Below are 24,087 nucleotides of genomic sequence, written 5' to 3' on the forward strand. Positions count from 1 at the left end.
GAGCGGGAAAGGAGTCTCCGGAATTATCTGAGAATGGGGCCGAGGTTGCGGAGGGTTTCCTTGATGAGGGAGACATGCCACTGGCCGGGGGCCGCCTCCCGGTCCCCCAGGTAGCCGTACACCAGGCAGGAGCCCAATTGGGAGTAAAGCAGACGGGAGACGGGGCCCATCGGGCCCATGCCCATCACGGCAATGGGGCCTTTCGGCTTCTTGAAGAGCTGGACTCCGGTCTGAATGTCGCCCGCGACGCAGGGGGTGAAAGCGAATTTGACGATGTCCGCCCTGTAGGCGCGGGCCTTCTTTTCCTGTTCCCGCAGGTAGTCCACGCCCGGCGTGATTTGAAAGTCATGGGTGGAGCCGATGACGAGGATGCCGCGGTCGGCGGCTTCCATGACCAGTTCTCTGCCGTGGCGCATGGACTTGATTTCAATGTCGATGGCCGTGGCGTAAGGCATGTACGCGCGGAGCAGGGAGAAGCGCTCCTCTTCCGGCATGCGGCGCAGACCGCCTTCCTCATGGCAGCGGACGGTGACCAGCAGAGGCATGTCCGGCCTGAATTCCATGACCTGTTCCGGCGTGAGCTCCGGAGGCAGCGCATCCACGCGCAGTTCCACCCAGTCGCACTGGTCTTTCAAATCCTTGCCTTTAAGCGTTTTCCAGACCTCCCAGGAGGTGATGGACGCCACTACTTTGGGCGGGTAGGTTTGATGTTCACGTAAAATCTGCTGCATGCTTTCTACTATCCCAACAAAGAAAGGAAGGTCAATCTTCTATTAGTGACATTCATCCATTTGAAGGGCCTGCCGGAAGCGTTGCCGGGAATGAAGGGAAACCCCTTCCGGACGGTGCGGCGGATTGTTGTTCTTATGGCCGGAATGAACGAGCCTGTCCAGAGGCGTTCCGGATGGCGTCCGGATTCATGAAGCGGTAGTGGCCGGTGTGGCGGGAGATGTTCTCAGGGATGTCTTGTCCGGGGACGGGAAGTCCGCCGGAACAGTCCCGTCCACCGGCTTTCCGGCCAGCCAGTCCAGGGCGCGGAAAAGCAGGGTCTGGAATCCGGCGCACTGCATGCCTTTCAGGGCGGGGTCTCCGGGCCAGACGTGCCCCAGCGTGGAGGTGTACACTCTTCCCTTGCCGTACCGTACCGCCCATTCGATCGGGAAATTGAGTCCCGTGGCGGGTTCCCGCGCGTAGGAGAGCACTTGCACCTGTTTGGCGGGGCCGCGCGTGTACCGGTACACTTCTATGTCCGCCGCCCTCCATTGGCGCGGCAGTCCCGCGTGCATGGGGTGGTCGCCCAGGCGCGTCACCAGCGCGTCAATCCGCGCTCCGTGGGAGGTAGGGCCTCCTTCACCCGGCGGCAGACGGAGCACGGAGCCGTCATCGGTGACGATCAGGGAGGTTCCGTAATCCCGGGGCCGCCATCCCAGCCCGATCATGCGGTTGTATTCCGTCCATTGGGGAAAGGCGTTGTTGGCGGAGTGGAAGGCCAGCATTCCCCCGCCTTCCTTCAGATACTGCTCCAGAGATTTTTTGGCTGTTGCCCCCCATTCGGGGCCCTGTGTTCCTCCGTTCGTGTTTTGGATTACTACGTCGTAATTCCTGAATTCCGGATTCCATGCTTCGCGTTCCTCCTGAGGAGCGCCTGCGGGGAAAGTGCTGACGTCCACGGAATAGCCCCCGTGCCTTGCCAGCAGTTCGGTCAGGCAGGCCGTCGTGCGTTTCCAGTCGTGGTTGGAGAAGCCGTCCACAATCAGCACGCGCGTCTGCTCCCCTCCTGCCGCGGCAAAAGCCGTCAGGGCCGTCATGAGGATGATCAGGGGAAGAAGTTTCCATTTCATCCGGGCAATCTATCCCGCGTGCGGCAAAAGTCAAATTCGCTTTCCTGCAGGGAATAAAAATGCCCCGGACCTTTCGGGAAGGTCCGGGGCGTGGTCCGCAAATGCCGCGGAGGCGGCTTGCGGGGGTGGATCAGTTTGCCCCTTCGTCGCAAAGAATCTTGACGAAGCCTTCTTCCTGGAGGCGCGTGGCGCCGCAGGCGAATTTGGCGCGGATCTGGAGCGCCTCTTCCATGTCGTCGCGCACGGAAAGCTTCACCTTGAAGTCGTTCCAGATGCCGAACTGGGCCTTGCTCTTGACCCAGGCCAGACAGGAGCGGGTGCCGTTCTCCGCCTTCGGCAGGCGCTGTGTGCGGATGAACTTGAATCCCATGAAGGAGTCTATCTTACCTTCCACCAGCGCCTTGACGTTGTTGAAGTCATAACTGCTGACCTCCGTTTCCCGCAGCAGGCTCATGATTTGGGAGCTGGTCACCGCGATGACCAGCTGGTCGCCGAATTGCGGGGCGTCCTGGTTCCATGCCTCGTTTTCCTCAAAGAGCTGGAGCGCGGCGCGCAGCTTGGCTACGGTGAGGTTGCTGCTGGCCTTGGAGCCGCTGTCCACATGGTCCACGGGAATCTGCTGGCTTTCCTTGAAGGGAACGGCGGTCATGCCGTCCTCGCCCACATAGTTCGTGTCCAGGAAGCCGGAGATCATCACGTCGTCCATGCGGCGTCCCGCGGCGGCCTGGAGGCCCTCAATGGTCTTGCTGACCGGAAGGTCCATGTCGCCCAGGCGCGTGGCGTCGAATTCATCGTAGCCGATGGCCTTGGTGAAGGTGCGCGGACGCATGGAGCGGCGCGTGGTGGGAGCCTCGTTCAGGACGGTCTGGCCTACGCGGGTCGTCTTTTCCGTGAAGTCCAGAACGCCGAACTGGTCCAGAAAGACCACCTTGCCGCTCAAGTCGCGCATGACGCTGACGTATTTGTCCAGCCGGGAGGCGTGCTGTTGAAGCAGGGTGCCCCATTTTTTGGTGTACTTGACCTGATAATTGTCTGTGATTGTTACTGCCATATTCGTAAATGAAATGATGTTTGAGTGCGGGAGCGGCATCATGGATTGGCGTGTCCGGTATGAGCGGAGCGGTCCTGCCGCGGAGGGGTGCGGCCTTGTCCCCGTGCGGGGATTGCGCGGCCGGTCCCATCCTGCGAAAACGGATATGGCCCATGTAAAAAAACGGCGCACCACGGCGGAACCGTGATGCGCTGAAAAAGGAAGCGGGAGTTTTCCGCTCCCTGCGTTTACATGATGATCTGGTGGGGGCGCGTGGCGTGGTCCGGTCCGAACAGCGCCAGCATGCGGCCCGTCTGCCCCTTTTCCACGCGGTAGGAGTAGAAGCGCCTGGTGTCCGCGGCGGTATCCAGCCCGGAGTCATGGATCTGTTCTTCCAGCACTCCTTCATTGAGAAGCTGGGCCTTGATGGCCGTGGGAATGTCCTCCTCGTAATGCGGAGGCCGTATGCAGGGGGAAATGACGGCGATCAGGTTCGCGGGATCGACGCCCAGGAATTTTTTCATGGACTTGATCGTATTGGAGATGATGTTGCCGGCGGTTCCCGCCTTGCCGGAGTGGATCAGGGCGCGGTGGCAGTTTTCCTTGTCGTACAGCCAGACGGCGGCGCAGTCCGCCACGTAGATGGCGAGCACGCAGTCGGAAACGCCGGAGCACAGGAGGCCGTCCACGCCTTCCACGGGATAGTTGGAGCCGATGTCTCCCACCAGCGCCACCCTGGTGCCGTGCACCTGCTCGGCGCGGCGCAGGTCCTTCCACCTCCATCCGAGAGCTTCCACCTCCGCTTTGTGGTACGGTTCCAGCCGTTCCAGGACGGTCTGGCGGTCTCCGGTGACATCCACCCCCGGTATTCTTTCAATAAACTGGACGATTTCTCCGGGGTAGGACTGGATGGGTTTGAGGAATGCGGGCGTTTCCATCATAGTGGTTGGTAAATGTCGTTGGGCACATCTTGTCTTTTTGTATAACCTAGTCGAGCAAAATCGGAGCAAAATGTCACGGAGGCCCTCCGGTGACTGAGAAAAGGTTTTTTTCCGCGTTTCCAGGATGGTATGAGCAATTCATGTTGAGAAAATACTCTTCACTTTCAGCTTTTTTTACGGGCATGGCCGTCATGGTGCTTTCCCTGGCGCCCGCGTGGGGGCAGGGGGCGGCTCCGGACGCCGGGCAGCTTTTGAAAAGGGTCCGCCAGGCGGCCACCCTCCAGGAAAACAAGGACGTCAAGGGCCAGATCCGCAAGCGCAGCGTGAAGGTGCCTTTTTCCATGAGCCTGCGCGGCAATTTGATTGCCTTTCAGTACCAGCAGGGCGGAGTAGCGAACAGGTTCGACCTGAAATTCAGGGACCGCGGCCAGGAAATCCTTTCCTGGAAGAACGGCCGGCCGGGAGTTCTGCCGGTGGCCCAGTATTCCGTGCCCATCGCGGGAACGGACGTGACGTATGAAGACCTTTCCATGCGCTACCTGTACTGGCCTGCCGCCAAGGTCGTGAGGGACGACGCTGCCAGTACGGTGAAGGGCAGGGATTGCTGGATTGTCCAGATCCCGAACCCCAATCCCAAGGTGGGGCAGTACGCCTGGGTGCGCGTCTGGATTGACAAGGAAAACGGGGCCATGTGGCAGATGGACGGCATCGACGGCCGCGGAGAGCTGGCCAAAAGGTTCATGATTGATTCCGTGATGAAGCTCAAGGACGGTTCCTGGTTCTTCAAGCGGATGAAGGTGGAAGTGCGCGATCCGTCCAATCCCAGGAAGACGGTTTCCGTCAGCTACATTGACATGGAGAATCCGTGACAGGCCGTCTGCGCCCTCTTTTCCCATTCGTTCTTTATTGGAGTTCATGCCGCATTCATGGATGATTTAGGACGTGACAAGAAGACCCGATCAGCGTACACCGTGCAAAAACCTGTTATGAAGAAACGTTTATTCCTTACATGCGCCGTGATTATCGGTCTTTCCGCCTGTTCCTCCCGTCAGGACCAGGATGGCCGGATGGCCGGAAATTCCGCTTCCGCCGGAACGGCGCTGGCTCCCGTCACCGCTCCGGGAAAGAAGCCGGACCGCCCTGTGGTGAAGCTGCCGGAAAAGTCCGTTCCCGTGCCGTCCGTGAGCCCGTCCTACAACGATGTTCCCCTGGCTCCGCGCATTCCGGGCGCCACGGTGAACCGCGTGGCCGTACCGGACAAGGTGGTTGCCCTCACTTTTGACGACGGCCCCCACGGAACGCTGACTCCCAAGGTGCTGGATATTCTGCGCAACAATAACGTAAAAGGTACTTTCTTCATGCAGGGCTGCAATGTGACGGCCCATCCCCAGGTGGTGCGCCGCATGGTCAATGAAGGCCATGAAGTGGGGAACCATACCTGGAACCATGCTTATCTGAGCAAGGTATCCCGCGAGAAGGCGGAAGACCAGCTTCAGCGGACCAATGAAGCCATCCGCAACGCCTGCGGCATAATCCCCGTGGTCATGCGCCCCCCCGGCGGTTATACGAATGCGGGGGTGGCTTCCTGGGCGCGGCAGCGCTTCGGGTTCACCACCATCATGTGGGACGTGGATACGAACGACTGGCGCAAGCCCGGCTCCGCCGTGGTGGCCGCCCGTGCCGTGAACGGGGCCAAACCCGGCTCCATTATCCTCGTGCATGACATCCATGCTTCTACCGTAGCGGCCGTTGACGCCATCGTGAAGGGACTGAAAAACCGCGGGTATGAGCTTGTGACCGTTTCCGAACTGCTGCGCCGCGGCCGCACCGCTTCCCGCCAGGCTTCCCCGGTGCAGCCTCTGTCTCCTGCCGTTCCTGCCGCTCCCGTTTCTCCTGTAACGCCGGGAATGGAGACCGTTCCCAGTCCCGTCCCTGCCGCTCCGGCTTCCGTTCCAGTGGAGACGATGGCCGGCATGTAAGGCTTGCCTGCCGCTTCCCTTTTCAACCCGGTCCCCTAAGGGAGACCGGGTTTTTTATTGCGGCGGCGCCGCGCTTTCCGGCATTTGGCGGGCGGAACCGGATCATCCGGCGGTACACGCACAGAAGGCTTGACCTGCCGGCGAAATTCTCCAAAATCCCTTGCCGTATTACTCACACCCAATCCGGATTGAAATGTCTATGAATCTCCTGGCATCTGCCGATACTCTCCCCGCGGCCGGCGGCATGTCCCCGTCTCTCGCGTTTATTTACGATCTCTTCAACAACCCTCTGTTCATTTTCGTAGGCGGCCTGGTTCTGCTGGGCGTGTTTTTTTGGTACCTGGGTTCCGACCAGGACAAGGTCAAGCGCAATGCCGGGACTTTCTTCATCATCGGCATCGCGTCCTTTTCCCTCTTTTCCCTTTTCCAGCAGGGACTGAAATACGGCATTGACATTGCCGGGGGCGTCTCCTTCACGCTGAGCGTGGAACCGAACATCGGGGACGACGGCAAGCCGATTCCGCTGACCAACGAGGCCATGGAACAGGCGTGCGCCATCCTGACGGACCGCCTGAACAGCACCGGAGCCAACGACGTCATCATCCGCCCCAAGAAGAAGGATGACCTGAACCTGATTGAAGTTCAAATTCCCGCCGCGGACCCCGCCAAGCGCGAGGAAACCAAGTCCATCCTGACCAAGGTGGCCAAGCTCCAGATTCTGCCCGTCCACCCCCGCAACTATGAACTGGTGGCGGAAGGCCGCGTGCGCGTTCCCGGCTACAGGCTGTATGAATACACGTTCAAGAACGGAAAGGGAGAGGATGTTACGGAAAAGCTTTTCCTGGAGAAACGTGAATCCCTGACGGGCAAGGACATCGTCCATGCGGGCGTGGACCTCTCCCGCCCCACGGAAGTGGCGGTCACCCTGAGCAACGACGGCGCGGACAAGATGTACAACCTGACTTCCCGCATGGAGCTCAACCGTGACCGCATGGCCGTCGTCCTGGATGACGTGGTCAAGAGCGCCCCCACCGTGCAGGCCGTTCTTTCCAAGAGCTTCGTGATTACCGGCCTGGACGGCCCCGGCGAGGCGGAAGCCCTGACGAAGGTCCTTTCCAACCCGCTGACCAACAAGCTCAACTTTGAATCCGCCAGCGAAATCTCCGCGTCCCTGGGCCATACGGCCCTGCTTCAGGGGGAATACGCCGGCATCACGGGCCTGATCCTGTGCTTCATCATGATGATCATCTACTACCGCTTTGCCGGTCTGGTGGCCATCGTGGGGCTGACGATTAACGCCCTGCTTCTGCTGGGCGCCATGTCCATCTTCGGCTTTGAACTGACGCTACCGGGCATTGCGGGTATCGTGCTCACCCTGGGCGTGGCGGTGGACGCCAACGTGCTTATTTACGAGCGTCTCCGGGAAGAAAAGGAAGCGGGCCGCCCCTTCCGCGTGGCTATCCGCAACTCCTTTGACAAGGCCTTTTCCGCCATTTTCGACTCCAACATCACCTCCCTCATTACGGCCGTCATCCTGTACTGGATGGCTACGGGCACCATCAAGGGATTTGCCGTTACCCTGACGGTGGGCGTCATCACCTCCATGATCGGGGCCATTCTCGTCACCCGCGTGCTGTTCTACTGGGCGGACACGATCGGCATCATGAAAGACGTCAAGTTCCTGAACCTCTTCAAGCGCAAGAGCAACATCAACTTCATGGGCCAGCGCGGCTGGTCCTGCTCCATTTCCGCCATTCTGCTGGTCATCTGCATCGTGGTGGGCGCCATGAAGGGCAAGGACTGCCTGGGCATGGACTTCACCGGCGGTTCCTCCATCTCCTACCTGGTCAACAAGGGGGACGTTTCCGTCAAGGAGGCGGAAAATGTGGTCAACAAGCTGGCCCTGACGCAGAAGGCTACCGTGCAGGAAGTGGCTGAATCCACGGACAGCAGCAAAGTGAATATCCTGGTCAACTTTTCCGACAACGCCCAGGATAAGGCGGAAATCACCTCCGCCCTGAAGAAATCCTTCCCGGTGCTGGACAACGCGCCGTTCAGTGAGGAAACCATCGGCCAGTCCATGGGGTACGACACGCTGATCACATCCGCATGGGCCCTGTTCTTCGGTATTCTGGGCATCATGATCTACCTGACGGTGCGGTTTGAATGGACCTTCGCCATCGGGGCCGTGATCGCCCTGACGCACGACGTCCTGCTGGTGCTGGGGCTGGTGATCATCAGCGGCACGGAATTGAACGTGATCCACATCGGCGCCCTGCTGACGGTGGCGGGCTATTCCATCAATGACAAGATCATCGTGTTCGACCGCATCCGCGAGTACATACGCTATGCGGACCCGAACGACAGTGCGGAGCAAATCATGAACGAGGCCATCAACCAGACGCTCTCCCGTACCTTGCTGACCTCTCTTTCCACGCTCGCCGTGCTGGTCTGCCTGTACTTCTTCGGCGGCCCTTCCATGGAAGACTTTGCCTGGACGATTTCCGCCGGTATCCTGATCGGTACGTATTCTTCCATCTTCATCGCTTCTCCGGCGGCGCTCCTCTTCTCCAAAAAGCATGGGCTGCATGCGGAAGTCAAGCAGGCCATGAAGGCCGGAGCCTGATTCGGTATTCTGATGGGTTGAATTTACGCCGGGGAAAGGCCATGCCTTCCCCGGCTTTTTAGTGTCCCGGAAGGGAAGAACCCGGCTTTCCATACAGCAGGGGAGAGATTGACAGCATGGAAGGAAATGGGCGGAGGATTCTTCCGACAGCTTCCCTGGCTCTGGCATCCCTCCTTTCCAATGGCACGCGGCAGGGCGTTTCCCCGTGTTTTTCCGGCTAAAAGAAACCCCGCCTGCCGTGAGGCAGACGGGGCCGTATCTCTGTTTTCTCTCTTTTGCTGTGCGGGTAGATTTATTCGCCTTCTTCAGCCGGGGCCGGTGCGGGCGGAGGCGCGTTATTGCCGCGGGCTGCCTTTCTGGCTTCCCTGCGTGCGGCGCGGCGTGCTTCCAGAGCCTTGTCGGCATCAGCCTTGAGCTGCGTCATTTCAGCTTCATTCAGCTTGCCGTCCTTGTCGGCATCGTACTTTTCTTCGATCAGCATCCAGCCGGCCATCATGATGGGGGCGCGGTTGGGATCAAGCTGGGGACGGGGACCGTCCGGGCGGTTGCCGCGGGGTCCGCGGTCACCGTCGCCGCGGCGGCCTTCACCTCCCTGGCGTCCTTCCGGCCCCCTGGGGGGACGGGGAGCTTCCGAGCGGGGGCCTCCCTGGCGGCGCGGGCCGTCCGCCATCGGGCCGCGGGGGCCGCGTCCGCGGTCGCCGGCTTCAGGACCTCTGGGGCCTCTGGGGCCGCGGTCCTTCATGTCTCCCATGCGTTTGGCGGCTTCCGGGTGTTCCTTGGCCCATTCCTCCCGCATGGCCTTCTTTTCCTCGTCGGAAAGCTTGCCGTCGCCGTCCTTGTCGAACTTCTTCAGAATTTCCGCTTTACGGGCTTCCTGGCGGGCCTTCATTTCCTCCATGCGCTTGGCGGCTTCCGGATTATCCTTGGCCCATTCTTCCCGCATGGCTTTTCTTTCCTCTGCGGAGAGCTTGCCATCGCCGTCCTTGTCAAATTTCTTCAGGATGGCGGCTTTCTTGGCTTCCTGGGCTTTTTGCAGGTCGGCCTGCAGAACGGCTATTTCCTCATCGGAGAGCTTGCCATCCTTATCGGTGTCATACTTGGCCATGACAAGTTCTTCCCCGATGATCATCATGCCGGGGTTGATTTGTCTGAGCTGGAGTTCCCTCTGGTCGGAGCGGGGACCCTGGCGGCGGGGGCCGTCGCCCCTGTGGCGCGGTCCCTGCCTCATTTCCGGGGCCGGCTGGCCGTCCGGAGCTCCGGGCATATCCGGGGCGGGCGGGGGCGCATCCTGGGCGAATGCCGAACATGCGGCGAAGGCCGCAGCTAATATCATTTGTTTGGTCATAATTTTTGAGTGGTGAGGTTAATGCGTTTGGAGAGGGCGTCCTTTCCGCACATCTTGCGGCGGTTCGGAAATACCTCCCTTTGTTATGATGAACACCCGAGCCCGGATTTGGTTTCAAAATAAAAATATGGATGTTCCGCGGACGACGGCGGAAACCCGGTGTGACGGACACCGTGCACCAGTCGGGGAATGGGTATGAAAAATGACTGGCTGTAAAAGAAAAACGGCAAAAAAAAGACCGCGCCGGCTGCGGGCGCGGTCCTGAATGTGTCATGAGGGGAAAATTTATTCTCCGGAAATGAACCTGATGTACAGGAACCACCACCGGTCGCCCCCCAGAAGCCAGATAAAGGCGGCGCTAAGCAGGGCGGGGCCGAAGGGGAGATTTTTACCGAAGCCCATGCGGGAGACGACCGCCTGGGCAATCCCCAGCAGAGAGCCGATGAAAAGGCAGAATACGGCCCCCTGCCAGCCTCCCACGCAGCCGGTCATCATCAATATCCAGGCGTCTCCGGAGCCCATGGCTTCCCGCCTTGCATGAATGTCCGTGAGGGTTCCTTCCACGCTTTCCACGTCTTCCAGCGGAAAAACATCCCCGTTTTCCAGTTCTATCCTGTCCCGGTACAGGGTAACGTCGCCGGGGGGCTGCTCCTCTCCGTCAATAACGGCGGAGCCGCCGGAGAGCACGGCCCTGTCCGCGGTCCGGTGGAAAAGCATGGACCAGTCGTGGAGCTGGCCGTTGATCACCAGCTGCAATTCCTCCCGGTCGGATTCCGGTTCTTTCAGGCTCCATGCGGCGGGGGTGTCGAAATGCTCCTTCCATGAACCGAAGAGCAGCTTGCCCAGTTCAATGACCAGCCTGATGATGGCATAGCCTGCGGCCCCGCCCAGAACGGCTCCCTGGAAGGCGTCCGTCCAGGTCATGATCTCCTTGTCCGGCAGCAGGAAGGGGAAGAAGCAGCAGGCTCCCACGCCCGCGGCGGCGGCGGCCAGCGCCTGGGAGCGGTAAACAATGAGATGTTCCGCGTCAATGAAGATGATGACGATGGCCAGGGCGCTCCACACGCAGAGCAGGACGGCGGCGGCCAGGGACGCGTCCGCGTATTTCCAGGCCATGGCCGCGAAGATCAGCGCCGTCAGCAGTTCCACCAGCCAGTAGCGGAAGCTGATGGGTGTTTGGCAGCATGCGGATTTCCCCCTCAGGAACAGCCAGCTGAAGACCGGAATGTTCAGGTACCAGGGAATGGGTTCATCGCATTCCGGGCAGAAAGAGCGCGCCGGATCATTGATGGAAATGCCCAGCGGAACGCGGTAAATGACCACGTTCAGGAAGGAACCTATGCAGGCCCCGACCATCCCGAAGACCAGGGGGATGAGCCATGCCGGAAACAGTTCAGGCATGGGGGGCGGGGGTGTAGGTCCTGCTGGGGGCCTCGTTGATGCGGTCGATCAGCAGGCGCAGCCTGCCGTAATTGCCGCGCCGGATGGGGAAGGCAATGCGCGGCAGTTTGTCCAGATGGGGTTCGTCCGCTTCATCCGGCAGGGGGCCGGTCTGGACCATGCGGCCTCCGGGCAGGATCAGGTCCGCAAAGTCCCGTTCCAGATGTTCCACCCACTGGGCCGGAATGAGGGTGTTCAGGCGGATGGCGATCGTGTCCCCGATAAAGCGGTAGGAATGGAAAATGCGGTAGAACCGGTCGATGTGGTCGATGGCTTCCGCCGGATTCTTGGTGACGTGGATCAGGTGCAGGTCGTCTTCCGAAATCAGTCCCGAGTCTACCAGCTCCACGCGGATGAAGGCCAGCCAGTTCAGCCAGAAGGTCTTGCCGGGGGAGTCCAGCAGGACGATGGGGTAAATGGTGGCTTTCCCGGTCTGGATCAGCGTGAGGGTCTCAAACACTTCATCCATGGTGCCGAAGCCGCCGGGGAACGCTACCATGGCGTCGCTTTCCGCCACGAAGTTCAGCTTTCTGACGAAGAAGTAGTAAAAGTTGATCAGCTTGTTGCTGTTGGCCACCACATGGTTGGAGGTCTGTTCATAGGGCAGCGTGATGTTCAGGCCGAAGGAGCGTTCCTCCCCGGCCCCTTCATTGGCCGCCTGCATGATGCCGGGACCGCCGCCCGTGATGACCATGTAGCCGTGTTCGTTGGCTTCCCGGGCGAATTCCCGCGCCGTTTCATAGGCCGGCTCATCGTGCCGGATGCGCGCGGAACCGAAGATGGATACCTTGCGGATGTGGCGGTACGGCGCGAACACGCAGTTGGCACGGTACATCTCCCGCCCGGCGCGGATCAGGACGGTGAAATCGTGGTCGGAAGCGTCCGACTGCGCCATGTTGATGCCCGTTTTGATATATTCCTGCAAATAGCGGGGGTCATGCCGGGTAGAGGCGGTTTCCGAAAGTCTTTTTACGTCCCCTTCCAGGGCCTTGTAGCTGGTGTCCATATGCAGGGTGGAGGGGCGCTTCTTGTCTTCCCCCGTGAAATCCCTGTTGTCCAGAAAATCAGGATGCTTCATTGGTTTGTGTGTGCGTTTGCCCTGTCACTATGCCAGATGACACACGGTAAGTCACAGAAAAATTGCCGGCATGCGTGAAAAGAGTTGATTGTTGGAAGCAGATCGTTAAATTGCTCCCCGCACGAGCGTTCCCAAAACATGCCGTTGGTCCTTCAGGCGGGTCGCCCCGCCGTGTTCGTGTTGAGGGGAAACCCGGTACATTACATTATATTATGTCGGAAAACGAAACCACTACTGCAGAAGAAACGGCCGTTACCACGCTGGCCCGCTTTGAAGTCCCCAGCCGCCTGGAAAAGATTGAGGATCCGAACGATCCGAACCATCTGACCTTTGTGGCGGAACCGTTTGAAAACGGTTACGGACACACGCTTGGCAACTCCCTGCGCCGCGTTCTTCTGGGCTCCCTTGAAGGGGCTGCCATCACCTCCGTCCGCATCGCTGGCGCCCAGCATGAATTCTCCTCCCTTCCCGGGGTGGTGGAAGATGTCACGGAAATCGTGCTGAACCTGAAAAAGGTCAAGTTCAAGCACCATGGCAAGGAACCGCGCCTGCTTTCCCTGCGCGTGCACAAGCAGGGCGTCGTGACCGCCGCCGATATTGCTGACGATACCACTTATCAGGTCGTCAACCCCGACCAGATCATCTGCACCCTGGACCAGGACACCATGTTTGAATGCGAGTTCCAGGTGCGCGTCGGCCGCGGCTTTGCCACCGGCGACGAAAACAAGGTGCCGGACATGCCCATCGGCGTGATTCCGATTGATTCCATTTTCTCCCCGGTCACCCGTGTGAAGTATTCCGTGCAGAATACCCGTGTGGGCCAGATGACCGACTACGACAAGCTGACCCTTGAAGTCTGGACGGACGGCCGCATCAGCCCGGCAGACGCCATGCTCCAGGCCTCCGCCATTCTGCGCCACCACCTGGACGTGTTCGTCAACTACGACGACAACCAGGTCAACTTCGAGGAGGCTCCCTCCGCCGTCCAGGACGAGGAAACGGCCCGCCTGCGCAAGCTGCTCAACATGAGCGTCAATGAAATCGAGCTTTCCGTACGCGCCGCCAACTGCCTCAACAACGCCAACATCACCACTGTTGGACAGCTTGCCATGAAGAGCGAAAGCGAAATGCTCAAGTACCGCAACTTCGGCAAGAAGTCCCTCAACGAGATCAAGGACAAGCTGCTGGAACTGGGCCTTTCCCTGGGCGTCCAGGTGGACCCCTCCCTGCTGACTGGCCCCGTGCCGCAGGCCAAGCCGCGCCTGGGCCTGGAAGAGGAAAGCCCCGTGGGCCTGGCGGACCTGATTGCCGCCAACATCGAAGACGACGACGACTAAATCTCACAAAACCAACACACATAGAAAAATATCATCATGAGACACGGTGTAAAAACCTCCAAGCTTCAGCGCAATGCCTCCCATCGCAGGGCTTTGCTCGCCAACCAGGCATGCAGCCTCATCCTCAATGGGCGGATCACCACCACCCTGGCCAAGGCCAAGGCTCTGCGCCCCTATGTGGAAAAGCTCATCACGCTTGCCAAGCGCGGTGACGTGCATTCCCGCCGCCAGGCTATCGCCACCATTCACAACACGACGGCCGTCAAGCGCCTGTTTGATGAAATCGCCCCCCTCTGCGCGGAACGCAAGGGCGGTTATACCCGCATCATCAAGCTTGGTCAGCGCATGACCGACTCCGCCCTCGTGGCCATGATCGAAATCATCGATCTGCCCCGCGAAACGGCTGAAACGGAAGAAGCTCCCGCGACGACGGAAGCCACTGCCTGAAGGTAGTTCTTTTGTTCCGCGTTTTAAAAAGCGTCATATCCGGGATTTGATATCCTGGTGATCCTTTCCCCCGCAAACTTTCATTTGCGGGGGAAAGCGTTTTCTTGGGAAGGAGTGTTTGCCTCCGTGATCCATTCCGGAATAGGGGAATTCTATGCAGGTGCGGGCTTTGGTGCCGACCCTGTTTATGGCTTATTATCCCGCCGTTTCTGCTCTTTTCCTGGACTTTGACCCAGTTGATAAACCTAGCACCGTTTCCGGGATGGCGGGAGCTGCCGTGAATGGAAGAGAGGGAAGAGAGGGAAGAGAGGGAAGAGAGGGAAGAGAGGGAAACCGCCCGTGCATTTTCCCGTCTTGAAGGGAGGAATGTCAGAGCAATGGACTGGGTTCCCAATGATGGGGTATTTTTCCGGTTTAGTTTCTACAAACATTGTTCAAGAGTAACCGGGAGCTCTTCCCATGTGGGTACTCATTCCCATGTTACCGGGAAAACCCATGGTTGCCGCGGCTGGAAAAAGGGGCATGCACGGTCGAATTCATCATCCGTTTGTGATGCCTTGATGGGAAATTTTATATGGAAACAAGATAGTGGAGAAGATGGAATATCTCTTTCATCTCTTTCCAGAAACCATTACTGACGGAATGTAGGAATTTTATGTTTCCCGGTAGAACATCTCTGCCAATGAAAAGGCTTGTTTTCCTACAGGTTCTTTCCCTTTAGAATGAATGCCTCCTGAAGAGTCAACCCTTGACTCCGGATTAGTAATGCGGTTAATTGTCTGCATGGCGGTAAATTGCCAATTCGTTTCATTTGTCATAAGAAATCACCCCTGGCTGGCAGCTTCCGTCTTACATGGACTGTTATTGCTTTTGGCCGTGGTTTTATTGCCCATAGGGTATGGAGTTTGTGATGATGTGATTATTGAATGGCTGATAGCCAATGATTTTTCAGGCTGGTGGTATACGGGGCAGCTTCATCCCTGTCTGTCGTTCGCATTGGGATGGGTTTGGGAAAAATTTCCCGGAATTGCATGGTATTCCCTCTTTGCCTACGGGATGACGTATGTGTCTTGGATCATGATCTGCGGAGGGATGTTCCGGGCCATCAACTCTTATGGAAACAATTCTCCATCAAACGCCACATTGCTGTATGCTATTGCAGGCGGAGGAAGTCTGTTTTTTGCCTGTGATGCCTATCTTTACATGCAGTATACTCAGCTGGCATTAACGCTTCTTCTGGCAGGCGTGACGTGTTTGGTTTTTCCTTTCTCTCAAAGAGCTTGGCTGTCCTATATATGTGGTATTTTGTTTGTCCTGCTGGGGCTGGCGTGGAGAGAGAAGAGTATTTATATATTATATCCGTTTTTAACGTTTCAACTGATTCGTTTTTTATACAAATGTTATCGTCGGCAGTGCCCTTGGAGGAGTATTGGCAAATGGGTGACGGTCTTTGTTGTTGTTACCTTGGCTTTTGGAAGTCTGCACATGTTGCAGGATAAGATTCTCCAGGAAAATGGAATGTTAAAACGATCCTATGAGAATATTGATTTGCAAAGCGTCTATATGGATTACCCTGATTTTTCCAATATGGAGAAAGATTGGAAAAAGCTAAATTTGAGCGAGGAAGAAATCCGGTTAATGAAAGCCAATATGTGGTTTCTTCACTCAATTCCTGCCGAGGTGAGACTGGAAAAAATGGCCCGGCTTCATCAGGAAGGCAATCATGCGATTCATGGAATAAAAGCATCGGCTGCTGTCAAGCTGCTACTGATCAGCAAATGGGCCGTTCCCGTCATCATGGCATTGGGCGTGATGCTGTTGACCACACGGAAATCAAATGTATGGAGTTCTCTGCTTCCCCTGGTATTGCTTCTTTTGTTATATGTTTACATAGGAAGGGTTGCCGGGCATGTACTTTATGGAACATATCTGACGGCATTTGTTTTTTTGATTATTTCTCCGGAGAAGTGTTCTTTTATTCCTGCGTTGCACTCACGTAAAAAGTGGTTGTGGATTTTGACCGGCCTGCTGGTTTTGGAAACAGTGGCAGGTTGGTTTCTTGCGCAAAGGTGGAACAGGTATTTGAATTTGGAAACAAGTGCGGGAGAATATCACCAACTCCTGTCTAAAAAGGATCGGTTTTATATTTCCAACGATATTCCGTGCTTGTATCCAAGGAATCCCTTTTTACATACGAAAGAGGTGTTTAGTTTTAATAACAGTCTTTCTCCCATTTCATGGTTGGTTTATTTACCCGTTTATGAGCAGTTCATGCTGGAACGGTTTGAGAAGGGGTGTTGGTTTGCGTTGTTGCATGATCCTTCCGTCTATTATCTTACGGAAAAGCGTGAGTCCAAACTATTTCCCATGCCGCATGTGCTGCAATACATAAGTAAGAAATATGCCGTTGATGTACAGGCTGTTTTGGTGGAAGAGACGGAAAGACATATGGTTTGGAAGCTGGAAACTGTTCCGGATGCGTGAATGGCGCATGGCCGGGGTCCTGTAGCGGATAAGGCTTTTTTGATCGCTCTTGCTTCTTTCCGGTACGGGCGGTATACTGCCGCCTCAACTATGGACGCAGTATTATTGTTTTCCGGACAGGGTGCCCAGAAAGTGGGCATGGGCAAAGATTTGTATGACAAGTATCCTACCGCCAAAGCCCTGATTGAGCAGGCCGACAAGGCTCTGGGGGAATCTCTCTCCTCCGTCATGTTTGAAGGCCCCGGCGAAGAACTGACCCGCACCTGCAATTGCCAGCCGGCCCTGTATGTGCATGGCTTGGCCTGTCTGGCCGTTCTCAAGGAACTGGCGCCTTCCCTGAATCCCGTAGCCGCCGCCGGCCTCTCCCTGGGGGAATTCACGGCCCATGCCGCCGCCGGTACCTATTCCTTTGAAGAAGGGCTGCGCCTGGTTCAGAAACGCGGAGCTTTCATGGAGGAAGCCTGCAACGCCACCAAGGGCACCATGGCCGCCATGATCGGCGGTTCCGATGAGAACGTCATCAAACTGGCGCAGGAATGCGATGTGGACGTAGCCAACTTCAACTGTCCCGGCCAGACCGTCGTTTCCGGTACGGAAGAAGGCGTGGACAAGGCCATTGCCGGAGCCAAGGGCGCCGGATGCAAGATCGCTAAAAAGCTCAACGTGGCGGGCGCCTATCACTCCCGCCTGATGCACAGCGCCATGGTGAAGCTGGCGGAAGAGCTCAAGAATGTTTCCTTCGGTACTCCGTCAATGCCCGTGTACTGCAATTATGAAGCGCGCGTGGTGGAGGGTCCCGACGATATCCGCAGCATGCTGGAACACCAGGTGTGCGGTTCCGTGCGTTGGACGGCCTCCATGCAGAAGCTTGTGGACCAGGGTCACCGCCTCTTCATTGAGCTGGGGCCGGGCAAGACCCTGGCCGGCATGATGGGCCGCATCTGCAAGGATGCCACGGTTATTTCCATTGAAGACGTGCCCAGTCTGGAAGCCGCCGTTGCGGAACTGGGCAAGTAATGGCCGGATTGTTGTTTTTAAACCGCCGGAGCCGTTGGAGGTTCCGGCGGTTTTTCTGTTTCAGGTTCCCTTCCTATTTCCTGCAACGGGGAGGGCCGTTGCCGGAGAATGGGTTTTTGACGAGAGGCCGGGTTTGTTATTGCTGTTTGCATGGAACATCCGGACGCCCACATCAACTAGAAGACGGATGGAGGACGGGACGTTCTTCCCCTGAAAGGACTTGATTTTTATCCGGCTTTGCTGGACGGCGCATGGAGGTATTCTCCGTGGGGAGCCCTCCTTGCGGTTATGGCTGTGAAAAACGGAATGCCGCAGGTCCTTCCGTGTCCAGGAACATATCCATGCGGACGGGTTGCGCTATTTCTCCATGGCCCGGTAACAGTTCAGTGATACTCTGCGGGGTATAGTACGCAATGTATTCGGTTTCAGCAGAAAAGAACGTGTGGGATATGAAAATGCCGGGGTGTTTTCAGCGGTCCGGGGTGTCCATGGGAATTTTTCTGATTCCTCCGGTGAGCAGGTGCATGTACGCCAGCATTTTGCCCATGAAAAACGCTATGGAAGGCAGGAACACCACTTCCATGTACTGGAAGTAGTTCTCCATCACGGAGTGAACAATACCACAGGCCATGCTGAACAGGGCAATGGCGTAGAACAGGAAACTGCTTTTCGGAGGACGGCAGGCCAGCAGGGCGGCCGACGTCCGGGGGCGGGCCAGGCGCTCCTGGCGGCGGAATTCCGCCGTGAGGGGCATCCATGTCTGGCAATGTTCTTCACGGATCATGGTGTCCGGAGGAATTTTTTTGGAAGTGAGCAGAACATGAAGGTCGGCCAGGCTGATGGGGCCGACGACCTTGTCCTTGACGCGATAGTGATATAATGGGCAATGTTGGGAGGGCATTCTCCCTACATAAGGCATGAAAGGAATTCCGTCAAGAAACAAGAGCGGGAGAAATCCTGCGGGAAAGAGTTTTCATTTTTGAACGTCTCTGTTGACCGAACGGATATTTTCTGCATGATACAGAAAGCTATCCTGTTATGAAATTGTTTTTCTGTTTGTTCGGTTTGCTTGTAGGGGCGTCTGTATGTAGCATTTCTGCGGCGGCTGATAGCGGGGACCGGAAGGCTGTTCCGCCCGAATGGGTGCAGATGCGGACCCAGGAACATGTTTTGGCGGAAATCAACCAGGTCATGGGTGCGGCTATTCCCATGCACGTGTTCTTTCTGAAGTGTGATGCAGTGGAAATGCCTGATCTGAAGCCTTTCGTACCGGGGAAAGAGATGAATGTCCGCTGCGTCATTTGGATTCAACTGGATGGCCGGTGGAGCAGGCTTGGTTCCATTTTTCTGATTTGCCCCCAGGAGGAGTTGTATTATGAAGCCTCCTGTGTTGATGGAATCCTGTGTGTCGAGGCGGAGGGAATTGGTTGGGAAAATGGCGAGGATATTGCAAGCTGGAAGACGAAAGCAGGGTTCTCCTTCTTAGTGCCTAATTATTGCCGCGATCTTCCGTAAAAAAGATAGAGTAATGCTTTGTTTGGTGCAGAAGGATGCGTGGTTGCGGTAATATCCGCAGGTGTAAAAATACGCCATGGGCCGCAACCTGTCAAAGGAGTTCCTGTAGAGAACCGATTTTGACGCTTGCATGGGAAAAATCCGCCTGGGCCGTCACCCGGTTCGGGATGGAAATGACGGGCATGCCCGCACGGAATGCCGCCGTGGTGCCGTTCTGGGAGTCTTCCAATACCAGGCACTGGGAGGGTTGTATCTCCAGATTTTCCGCCGCTCTGAGGAACAGGGCGGGATCCGGCTTGACGGGCAGATTGTCGTCCCGGCAGACAACGGTTCTGAAATAGGGCATGATGTCCAGCTTGTTCAGCCAGCCGTCCACCCAGCGATGGGAGGAGCTGGAAGCCACGGCCATGGGAATTCCTTTTTCCGCCAGGCTGCGGATGAGTTCGCCGGCTCCGGGCAGCAGCCCGGCATGTTCCAGATCACGTACGATTTCCTTCTGGCGGAGCGCATTGATTTCGTCCCAGTCGAATGTCCTCCCCGTCAGTTTTTCCAGATGGTCGCCGGGGTTCCAGTGCGTGTAGCCGCTGCCCAGGCACTGGTTGAAGAGGTCCAGGGGCAGGGGATGGCCGCAGGAGTCAAATACCCGCAGCCATGAAGCGTAAATAGCGTATTCCGTGTCCACCAGCAGGCCGTCGAAGTCGAAGATTACGGCACTTGCCCAGTGCAGCAGGTTCCGCGCCTTTTCAACATTTGCACGGTCTTCAGGAATTGAGTCAGGGGTGGTCATGGGCGGGCGTTTTTTCCAGGCCTTTCAGCATTTCCAGGAAGCTTCTGTGCGCCAGCCTGGTCTGGAACAGGCGGATGGCAATGATGGTGTAAATGATATTGGGCATCCAGGCGCCCAGCCAGGTGGGCAGGTACCCGGCGGATGCCAGGGTGGGGAAGAATTCATACAGGAACAGCATGGCCGCCGCCAGGAACAGCGCAATGCCTATGCCGGACATCGTGGAGCGCCTCTGGAACGTGATGGCGGAGGGAATGGCGATGAACGTCAGGATGATGCAGGAAAACATGCGCGCAATTCTTACGTGCCACTCCGTTTCCAGGCTTCTGAGCTGCTTGGCATTGGTGGATCCGGCCTTGATGATTTCCTGCAGGGCCGGCGTTCCCTGGGTATCTACCCGGACATTGGGGGAGATGAGCTGCCACGGAGTTTCGGAATAAGGTTTTTTCCGCGTTTGATACCCGTCTCCGGAGAATAGGGGAACTTCGTTCGATTCCCGGGGCTGCTGCTGGGGATAGGCACGTTCGATGGCATGGAGGAAGGTCCACGTTCTGGAATGCGGGTCCCAGGAGGCTTCGTCCGCAAACAGTTCGTATTCCATTTTTCCCGGAGCGCCGAATTGTTCTACGCGCACCTGCCTGAAAGGTTCGCCCGGGGAGTCTATGCCGGGAGGATCACCGATGTACCAGATTCGGGATTCGGCGTCATTCTTGTAAATAATGCTCCGGGAGTCGTCATTGTTGTTCTGGCTCAGGGAGGAGAACATGAGCCTTCTGTACAGCGTGGAATTCGGCGCCCAGTGAAATCCGAAGATGCCGAAGTAAACGGCAGCGAAGACGGCCCCGATGATGACCGGGGAGTTGATCCGGAGGAGGGACCTGCCGGATTGCAGCATTCCGGTGATTTCCGAGGAGGAGGAAAGCTTGGTGAGCGCCCACAGCGTGCCCAGCAGCAGCGTGTAGGGCAGGATGAGGTTCAGGATCATGGGGAGCTGGCTCAGGTAAAAGCGGAAAGTTCCTTCCAGAGGGGATTCCAGATTCATCAGGTTCCCCACATTGTCCGAGAAGTCTCCGATGATGTAAATCAGGGTCAGGATGGCCGTGCACATCATGAATGCGGTGAACCAGGTGCGCGCCACATACCTGTCCATGATGCCGGAGCAGTTGTAGAGGAACATGCCCGCGGCGGGGAGAAAGCAGCCGAGGAGGATCAGCCAGGGGCGCAGAAGCTGTGCAAGAGGATATTCGGAAGGCGTGCCGGGGATTTCCCACTGCATCTGGGACCATTCCCGCGGCATCAGGAACCAGGCCGCCACGCCTCCCAGCACAAGCAGGGCAAGGAATGTGAACCATTGGCGGAGATGTTGTGCCGGGTTTGCCATGAAAAAAGGTGTGTGCCAAGAATGCCAGATCACGGAAGGGAAATAAAGCGTTATTTCCCTTCCGGAAGTTGCGGAAAGGGGCTCAATCCCCTGTGGCGGCAGGAGAAGCGGTGCCTGCCAGTGCGTTCATAGGGGCGGACGCACGCCTCCGGAAATGCCGGAGATGCCGCATTTTGCGGGTTCCCGGGAATCTCCTGATAGAAGTTGGTGGTTGTCAACGTAGTCTGGATGGGATAAAAGTTTTCCCGTCAACAATTTTCCGGGTGCTTCCTTTTTCATGTTCAAGCGTCTTGTTCAACTATTCTTCCTGCTCGTGCTTGTTGCGGTAGCCGGGCTGGTGTGGTTTTCCTGGTACGCCTCCACGCCGCTGCTGGTTCCGGTAGGGGCGGCGGAAAGTTCTGTTCCCGCTTCCGGAGAGTCCATGATTATGGAGCCTGTGGAAGCCGTTTCCGCCGACGGTACGGCGATTTCCGGCTATCTGGTGCGCCCCCGCCTGTCTGGCGCGCTGACGCCGCGCCAGAACCGCGTGAGGGACGCCCTGAAGCTGCGGGGCAACATGCCGCATCTGGATGAAAAGCCGGAACTGGTGGTGATTTGCACTTCCTGGGACAACGGCGTGCAGGGTTCCCTTCCCCTGGCGGAAGGCCTGACCGGAGCCGGATATTCCTGCCTGGTCTGGAATCCCCGCGGTAGGGACAATGCGCGGCCATACTGCACGTACGGATTGAAGGAGTATGCCGACGTTACCGCCCTGCTTGACGCCGTGGGGGAGAAAACAGGAGGTTTGCCGCCCGTGGCCGCCGTGGGGCAGGGGTTCGGGGCGGCCGTGCTGTTGAAGGCCGCTTCCGAAGACCCCCGCATCCGCTGCATGGTGTCCATGGACTGCTTCCCCTCCTTGAAGACGGTGGCGATGCGGGAGATGGAGCAGGAGTGGGGGAAACCGCTGTGCTATCCCGCTTTCTGGCTCATGGATGCCGGGGTGGCGTGGCGCGCGGATTTCAGCACGTTTGACGTGGCTCCGGTGGATTATGCCCTGAAGCTGGATTATCCGGCCATGGTCGTCTGCACCAACCAGTATTTTTTTTCCACTCTGGAGGATTCGCTGAGCATTTACGATTCCCTGAAGAACGACAAGAAGCAGCTTTATGAATCCATCCGGGAAGGGGAGCCCTACGGAACGAAGGAACGGACCTTCCTCCATGTCATTGAAGGAAAGAAGGGTGAGAAATTTGAGAAAACCTATAAAGTCAACGTGTATGATGGGGATGACGAGCTGCAGGCTGGCATTGCGGAGTGGATTCATGACAATACCCGCATGCCCATGCCCAGGGTGCTGATGAATGAATCCTACCGTTTTCCCGTGACGGTTGCGGCGCCGTCCGGCAGATGAGCCGTGCTCCCCGTTTTGTTTCATGGTGCAGCATAGTGAATATCCCGTGAGTGAATATCAGGACAACAGCGGAGAACTCCGCGAAAACCGCCGCAGGCGCAGCCGTTTCATTCTGCCTGCGCCGCGCCATTTGGCGGCTGTGGCCGTGGGAGGCGTTCTGGCGGCGCTGCTGGTGCATTATCTCGGATTTATTGTTCTGAGCTGGTTCGACCTGGGGATTCATGTCCACAAGACTGTCGCGGAGGAGCCGGCTTCAAAGCCGCTTCCTGAGAAAATCGTTCTGAAGGCGGACGACCGTCCGGCTCCGGACGTGACGGAAATTCCTGAAATGCCGGTGGTTGAGCAGATCAAGGAACTGCCCCCTCCGGAACTGCCCGATCTGGAGGACATGCTTCCGGAACAGGTGGTGATTGCACCGGGAGAAACCAGTTTTTCCGCTGATCCCGTTTCTCCCTCCCCTCCGGAATCCCTCTCTCCCCAAATGCCCCTGGTGGACATGAAATCCATTGCCCAGGGGCTTCCGGAGCTTTCCCCTCCGGAAGCGCTGAAGCCTTCCGCCAGTCCGGCGACCGTCAAGACGGCGGAGCCGGAGATGGTCAATCCGGATGAATGGTACAATAACAAGCTGAAGGGCGCAGGCGGCCAGGACGATTCCCATTTGCCGGACGGCAGCAAGTCCCTGGCCCAGCTGATGGCCCAGTCCAATCTGGGGAAGGACAGCGGGTACAGCAGGCTGGGGGCGGATCTCCTGTTTGAGTACAACAAGGCGGTGATGAAGAATTCCGCCCGTCTCAGCATGCTCCAGCTTGCGGGGCTGATGATGAAGAATCCGGACACGATTTTCATTGTGGAGGGGCACACGGACAGTTTCGGCTCTGAGGAATATAACGCCGTGCTTTCCCTCATGCGGGCGAACGCGGTGCGCCAGTGGCTGCTGGATAACGGCATTTCACTGACGCGGCCCAACGGGGAATGCAGGCTGTACATCAGGGCTTGCGGGGCTTCCCGCCCCGTAGTGTCCACCAAGGGGGACCAGAATGCGCAGGCCGCCAACCGGCGCGTGGAAATCCACATGCGCAAGCCGGGAGAGGAGATTCCCGTCGGCAGTCTTCCCGTCACCCATGCCGTGGACATGAACACGCCCATTGCCCGCCAGGTGCGCGCGGGCGTGGGGGCCAAAGTGAAGATTCCCGCTGCGGCGGAAGGCCGTCCCGCCGTTTCCTCTCCGCCCTCCCGTCCTGCCGCTCCTGCTGTGAAACCTCCGGCAAGCCCTCAGCCGCAGAAGGAAGGGATTCCCGTGGCAGAGCCCGTGCCTGAAACCATCCCGTCCGCGGAACCGGTGGAGGAGGATATTCCCAATGCCGAACCGGTGGAAGACGACATTCCGCTGGCGGAACCCGTGGTGGAAGCGAGCGGCGCTGTGGGAATGAAGGGAGGACTGGCCTGAGATGG

General features: G+C 57.7%; 20 protein-coding genes. 10 read left to right on the forward strand and 10 right to left on the reverse strand.

Annotated features, from left to right (window positions below; genetic code table 11):
* Positions 1 to 23: 23 nt before the first annotated feature.
* From HMPREF3039_RS05775 to HMPREF3039_RS05790, 4 genes are all read right to left on the reverse strand, one after another.
* Entirely contained in the window at positions 24 to 731 is a 708-nt protein-coding gene (locus tag HMPREF3039_RS05775) for a type I 3-dehydroquinate dehydratase (RefSeq protein WP_067571397.1), read from the reverse strand.
* A gap of 186 nt (positions 732 to 917) precedes the next feature.
* Positions 918 to 1,841: a ThuA domain-containing protein gene (locus HMPREF3039_RS05780; RefSeq protein ID WP_067571399.1), complete on the reverse strand. Its 924-nt coding sequence runs from the start codon at positions 1,839 to 1,841 to the stop codon at positions 918 to 920.
* 130 nt (positions 1,842 to 1,971) lie between these two features.
* A complete protein-coding gene (locus HMPREF3039_RS05785) occupies positions 1,972 to 2,892 on the reverse strand; it encodes a phage capsid protein (protein WP_067571401.1) in 921 nt (306 codons plus the stop codon).
* A 227-nt stretch (positions 2,893 to 3,119) separates the two neighbouring features.
* Positions 3,120 to 3,812 carry a purine nucleoside phosphorylase YfiH/LACC1 family protein gene (locus HMPREF3039_RS05790; RefSeq protein ID WP_067571403.1) on the reverse strand — a complete coding sequence of 231 codons (693 nt, stop codon included), beginning with the start codon at positions 3,810 to 3,812 and terminating at the stop codon, positions 3,120 to 3,122.
* 140 nt (positions 3,813 to 3,952) lie between these two features.
* Between HMPREF3039_RS05790 and HMPREF3039_RS05795 the strand changes: the two genes are divergently transcribed.
* The 3 genes from HMPREF3039_RS05795 (at position 3,953) to secD (ending at position 8,417) form a co-directional block, all read left to right on the forward strand.
* Positions 3,953 to 4,681: an outer membrane lipoprotein-sorting protein gene (locus HMPREF3039_RS05795; RefSeq protein ID WP_082780674.1), complete on the forward strand. Its 729-nt coding sequence runs from the start codon at positions 3,953 to 3,955 to the stop codon at positions 4,679 to 4,681.
* Between the two features lie 117 nt (positions 4,682 to 4,798).
* Positions 4,799 to 5,791, forward strand: coding sequence for a polysaccharide deacetylase family protein (locus HMPREF3039_RS05800; protein WP_067981950.1), 993 nt, complete (start codon positions 4,799 to 4,801; stop codon positions 5,789 to 5,791).
* 193 nt (positions 5,792 to 5,984) lie between these two features.
* The gene (gene secD, locus HMPREF3039_RS05805; protein WP_082770079.1) at positions 5,985 to 8,417 is read left to right on the forward strand and encodes a protein translocase subunit SecD; all 2,433 of its coding nucleotides are present in this window, start codon (positions 5,985 to 5,987) and stop codon (positions 8,415 to 8,417) included.
* Positions 8,418 to 8,709: 292 nt separating this feature from the next.
* On the opposite strand, the gene HMPREF3039_RS05810 is transcribed toward secD, so the two are convergent.
* The 3 genes from HMPREF3039_RS05810 to HMPREF3039_RS05820 form a co-directional block, all read right to left on the reverse strand.
* Complete coding sequence (locus HMPREF3039_RS05810) at positions 8,710 to 9,762, reverse strand: EF-hand domain-containing protein (protein ID WP_067571412.1); 1,053 nt, start codon at positions 9,760 to 9,762, stop codon at positions 8,710 to 8,712.
* Positions 9,763 to 10,047: 285 nt separating this feature from the next.
* Positions 10,048 to 11,163 carry a prepilin peptidase gene (locus HMPREF3039_RS05815; RefSeq protein WP_067571414.1) on the reverse strand — a complete coding sequence of 372 codons (1,116 nt, stop codon included), beginning with the start codon at positions 11,161 to 11,163 and terminating at the stop codon, positions 10,048 to 10,050.
* Positions 11,156 to 12,280, reverse strand: coding sequence for an LOG family protein (locus HMPREF3039_RS05820; protein ID WP_067571416.1), 1,125 nt, complete (start codon positions 12,278 to 12,280; stop codon positions 11,156 to 11,158). The genes HMPREF3039_RS05815 and HMPREF3039_RS05820 overlap by 8 nt, the downstream gene beginning before the upstream one ends.
* 212 nt (positions 12,281 to 12,492) lie before the next feature.
* On the opposite strand from HMPREF3039_RS05820, the gene HMPREF3039_RS05825 reads away from it, so the two are divergent.
* The 4 genes from HMPREF3039_RS05825 (at position 12,493) to fabD (ending at position 17,565) form a co-directional block, all read left to right on the forward strand.
* Entirely contained in the window at positions 12,493 to 13,617 is a 1,125-nt protein-coding gene (locus tag HMPREF3039_RS05825; RefSeq protein WP_067571418.1) for a DNA-directed RNA polymerase subunit alpha, read from the forward strand.
* A gap of 36 nt (positions 13,618 to 13,653) precedes the next feature.
* Complete coding sequence (gene rplQ, locus HMPREF3039_RS05830) at positions 13,654 to 14,064, forward strand: 50S ribosomal protein L17 (protein WP_067571420.1); 411 nt, start codon at positions 13,654 to 13,656, stop codon at positions 14,062 to 14,064.
* 726 nt (positions 14,065 to 14,790) lie between these two features.
* Positions 14,791 to 16,548: a hypothetical protein gene (locus tag HMPREF3039_RS05835; protein ID WP_067951986.1), complete on the forward strand. Its 1,758-nt coding sequence runs from the start codon at positions 14,791 to 14,793 to the stop codon at positions 16,546 to 16,548.
* Positions 16,549 to 16,638: 90 nt separating this feature from the next.
* Entirely contained in the window at positions 16,639 to 17,565 is a 927-nt protein-coding gene (gene fabD / locus HMPREF3039_RS05840) for an ACP S-malonyltransferase (protein ID WP_067571424.1), read from the forward strand.
* 469 nt (positions 17,566 to 18,034) lie between these two features.
* Here fabD and HMPREF3039_RS05845 read toward each other — a convergent pair whose 3' ends face one another.
* On the reverse strand, positions 18,035 to 18,466 hold the full coding sequence (locus HMPREF3039_RS05845; protein WP_167506727.1) for a DUF4339 domain-containing protein: 432 nt from the start codon (positions 18,464 to 18,466) through the stop codon (positions 18,035 to 18,037).
* A 137-nt stretch (positions 18,467 to 18,603) separates the two neighbouring features.
* Here HMPREF3039_RS05845 and HMPREF3039_RS05850 point away from each other — a divergent pair, with 137 nt between their 5' ends.
* On the forward strand, positions 18,604 to 19,080 hold the full coding sequence (locus HMPREF3039_RS05850) for a hypothetical protein (RefSeq protein ID WP_067571428.1): 477 nt from the start codon (positions 18,604 to 18,606) through the stop codon (positions 19,078 to 19,080).
* Positions 19,081 to 19,171: 91 nt separating this feature from the next.
* Here HMPREF3039_RS05850 and HMPREF3039_RS05855 read toward each other — a convergent pair whose 3' ends face one another.
* Positions 19,172 to 19,867, reverse strand: a complete 696-nt coding sequence (locus tag HMPREF3039_RS05855) for an HAD family hydrolase (protein ID WP_082770078.1) — start codon at positions 19,865 to 19,867, stop codon at positions 19,172 to 19,174.
* Positions 19,854 to 21,245 (reverse strand): LptF/LptG family permease, encoded by a 1,392-nt coding sequence (locus HMPREF3039_RS05860; protein ID WP_067571430.1) that lies wholly within the window; start codon positions 21,243 to 21,245, stop codon positions 19,854 to 19,856. The genes HMPREF3039_RS05855 and HMPREF3039_RS05860 overlap by 14 nt, the downstream gene beginning before the upstream one ends.
* A 277-nt stretch (positions 21,246 to 21,522) precedes the next feature.
* Here HMPREF3039_RS05860 and HMPREF3039_RS05865 point away from each other — a divergent pair, with 277 nt between their 5' ends.
* The gene (locus HMPREF3039_RS05865) at positions 21,523 to 22,635 is read left to right on the forward strand and encodes an alpha/beta hydrolase family protein (protein ID WP_067571432.1); all 1,113 of its coding nucleotides are present in this window, start codon (positions 21,523 to 21,525) and stop codon (positions 22,633 to 22,635) included.
* Between the two features lie 46 nt (positions 22,636 to 22,681).
* Positions 22,682 to 24,082, forward strand: a complete 1,401-nt coding sequence (locus HMPREF3039_RS05870) for an OmpA family protein (RefSeq protein WP_197457889.1) — start codon at positions 22,682 to 22,684, stop codon at positions 24,080 to 24,082.
* The last annotated feature ends 5 nt before the right edge of the window (positions 24,083 to 24,087 follow it).

This window comes from Akkermansia sp. KLE1798, assembly GCF_001580195.1.
Taxonomy (GTDB): domain Bacteria; phylum Verrucomicrobiota; class Verrucomicrobiia; order Verrucomicrobiales; family Akkermansiaceae; genus Akkermansia; species Akkermansia biwaensis.

Excerpts from the sequence above, each read along its gene's own strand:
- HMPREF3039_RS05865 (WP_067571432.1), top strand. The coding sequence starts at position 21,523 with ATGTTCAAGCGTCTTGTTCAACTATTCTTCCTGCTCGTGCTTGTTGCG.
- HMPREF3039_RS05855 (WP_082770078.1), bottom strand. The coding sequence starts at position 19,867 with ATGACCACCCCTGACTCAATTCCTGAAGACCGTGCAAATGTTGAAAAG.
- HMPREF3039_RS05775 (WP_067571397.1), bottom strand. The coding sequence starts at position 731 with ATGCAGCAGATTTTACGTGAACATCAAACCTACCCGCCCAAAGTAGTG.
- HMPREF3039_RS05825 (WP_067571418.1), top strand. The coding sequence starts at position 12,493 with ATGTCGGAAAACGAAACCACTACTGCAGAAGAAACGGCCGTTACCACG.
- HMPREF3039_RS05820 (WP_067571416.1), bottom strand. The coding sequence starts at position 12,280 with ATGAAGCATCCTGATTTTCTGGACAACAGGGATTTCACGGGGGAAGAC.
- HMPREF3039_RS05815 (WP_067571414.1), bottom strand. The coding sequence starts at position 11,163 with ATGCCTGAACTGTTTCCGGCATGGCTCATCCCCCTGGTCTTCGGGATG.
- HMPREF3039_RS05850 (WP_067571428.1), top strand. The coding sequence starts at position 18,604 with ATGAAATTGTTTTTCTGTTTGTTCGGTTTGCTTGTAGGGGCGTCTGTA.
- fabD (WP_067571424.1), top strand. The coding sequence starts at position 16,639 with ATGGACGCAGTATTATTGTTTTCCGGACAGGGTGCCCAGAAAGTGGGC.
- HMPREF3039_RS05785 (WP_067571401.1), bottom strand. The coding sequence starts at position 2,892 with ATGGCAGTAACAATCACAGACAATTATCAGGTCAAGTACACCAAAAAA.
- HMPREF3039_RS05780 (WP_067571399.1), bottom strand. The coding sequence starts at position 1,841 with ATGAAATGGAAACTTCTTCCCCTGATCATCCTCATGACGGCCCTGACG.
- HMPREF3039_RS05810 (WP_067571412.1), bottom strand. The coding sequence starts at position 9,762 with ATGACCAAACAAATGATATTAGCTGCGGCCTTCGCCGCATGTTCGGCA.
- HMPREF3039_RS05790 (WP_067571403.1), bottom strand. The coding sequence starts at position 3,812 with ATGATGGAAACGCCCGCATTCCTCAAACCCATCCAGTCCTACCCCGGA.
- secD (WP_082770079.1), top strand. The coding sequence starts at position 5,985 with ATGTCTATGAATCTCCTGGCATCTGCCGATACTCTCCCCGCGGCCGGC.
- HMPREF3039_RS05845 (WP_167506727.1), bottom strand. The coding sequence starts at position 18,466 with ATGCCCTCCCAACATTGCCCATTATATCACTATCGCGTCAAGGACAAG.
- HMPREF3039_RS05795 (WP_082780674.1), top strand. The coding sequence starts at position 3,953 with ATGTTGAGAAAATACTCTTCACTTTCAGCTTTTTTTACGGGCATGGCC.
- rplQ (WP_067571420.1), top strand. The coding sequence starts at position 13,654 with ATGAGACACGGTGTAAAAACCTCCAAGCTTCAGCGCAATGCCTCCCAT.
- HMPREF3039_RS05800 (WP_067981950.1), top strand. The coding sequence starts at position 4,799 with ATGAAGAAACGTTTATTCCTTACATGCGCCGTGATTATCGGTCTTTCC.
- HMPREF3039_RS05835 (WP_067951986.1), top strand. The coding sequence starts at position 14,791 with ATGCCTCCTGAAGAGTCAACCCTTGACTCCGGATTAGTAATGCGGTTA.
- HMPREF3039_RS05860 (WP_067571430.1), bottom strand. The coding sequence starts at position 21,245 with ATGGCAAACCCGGCACAACATCTCCGCCAATGGTTCACATTCCTTGCC.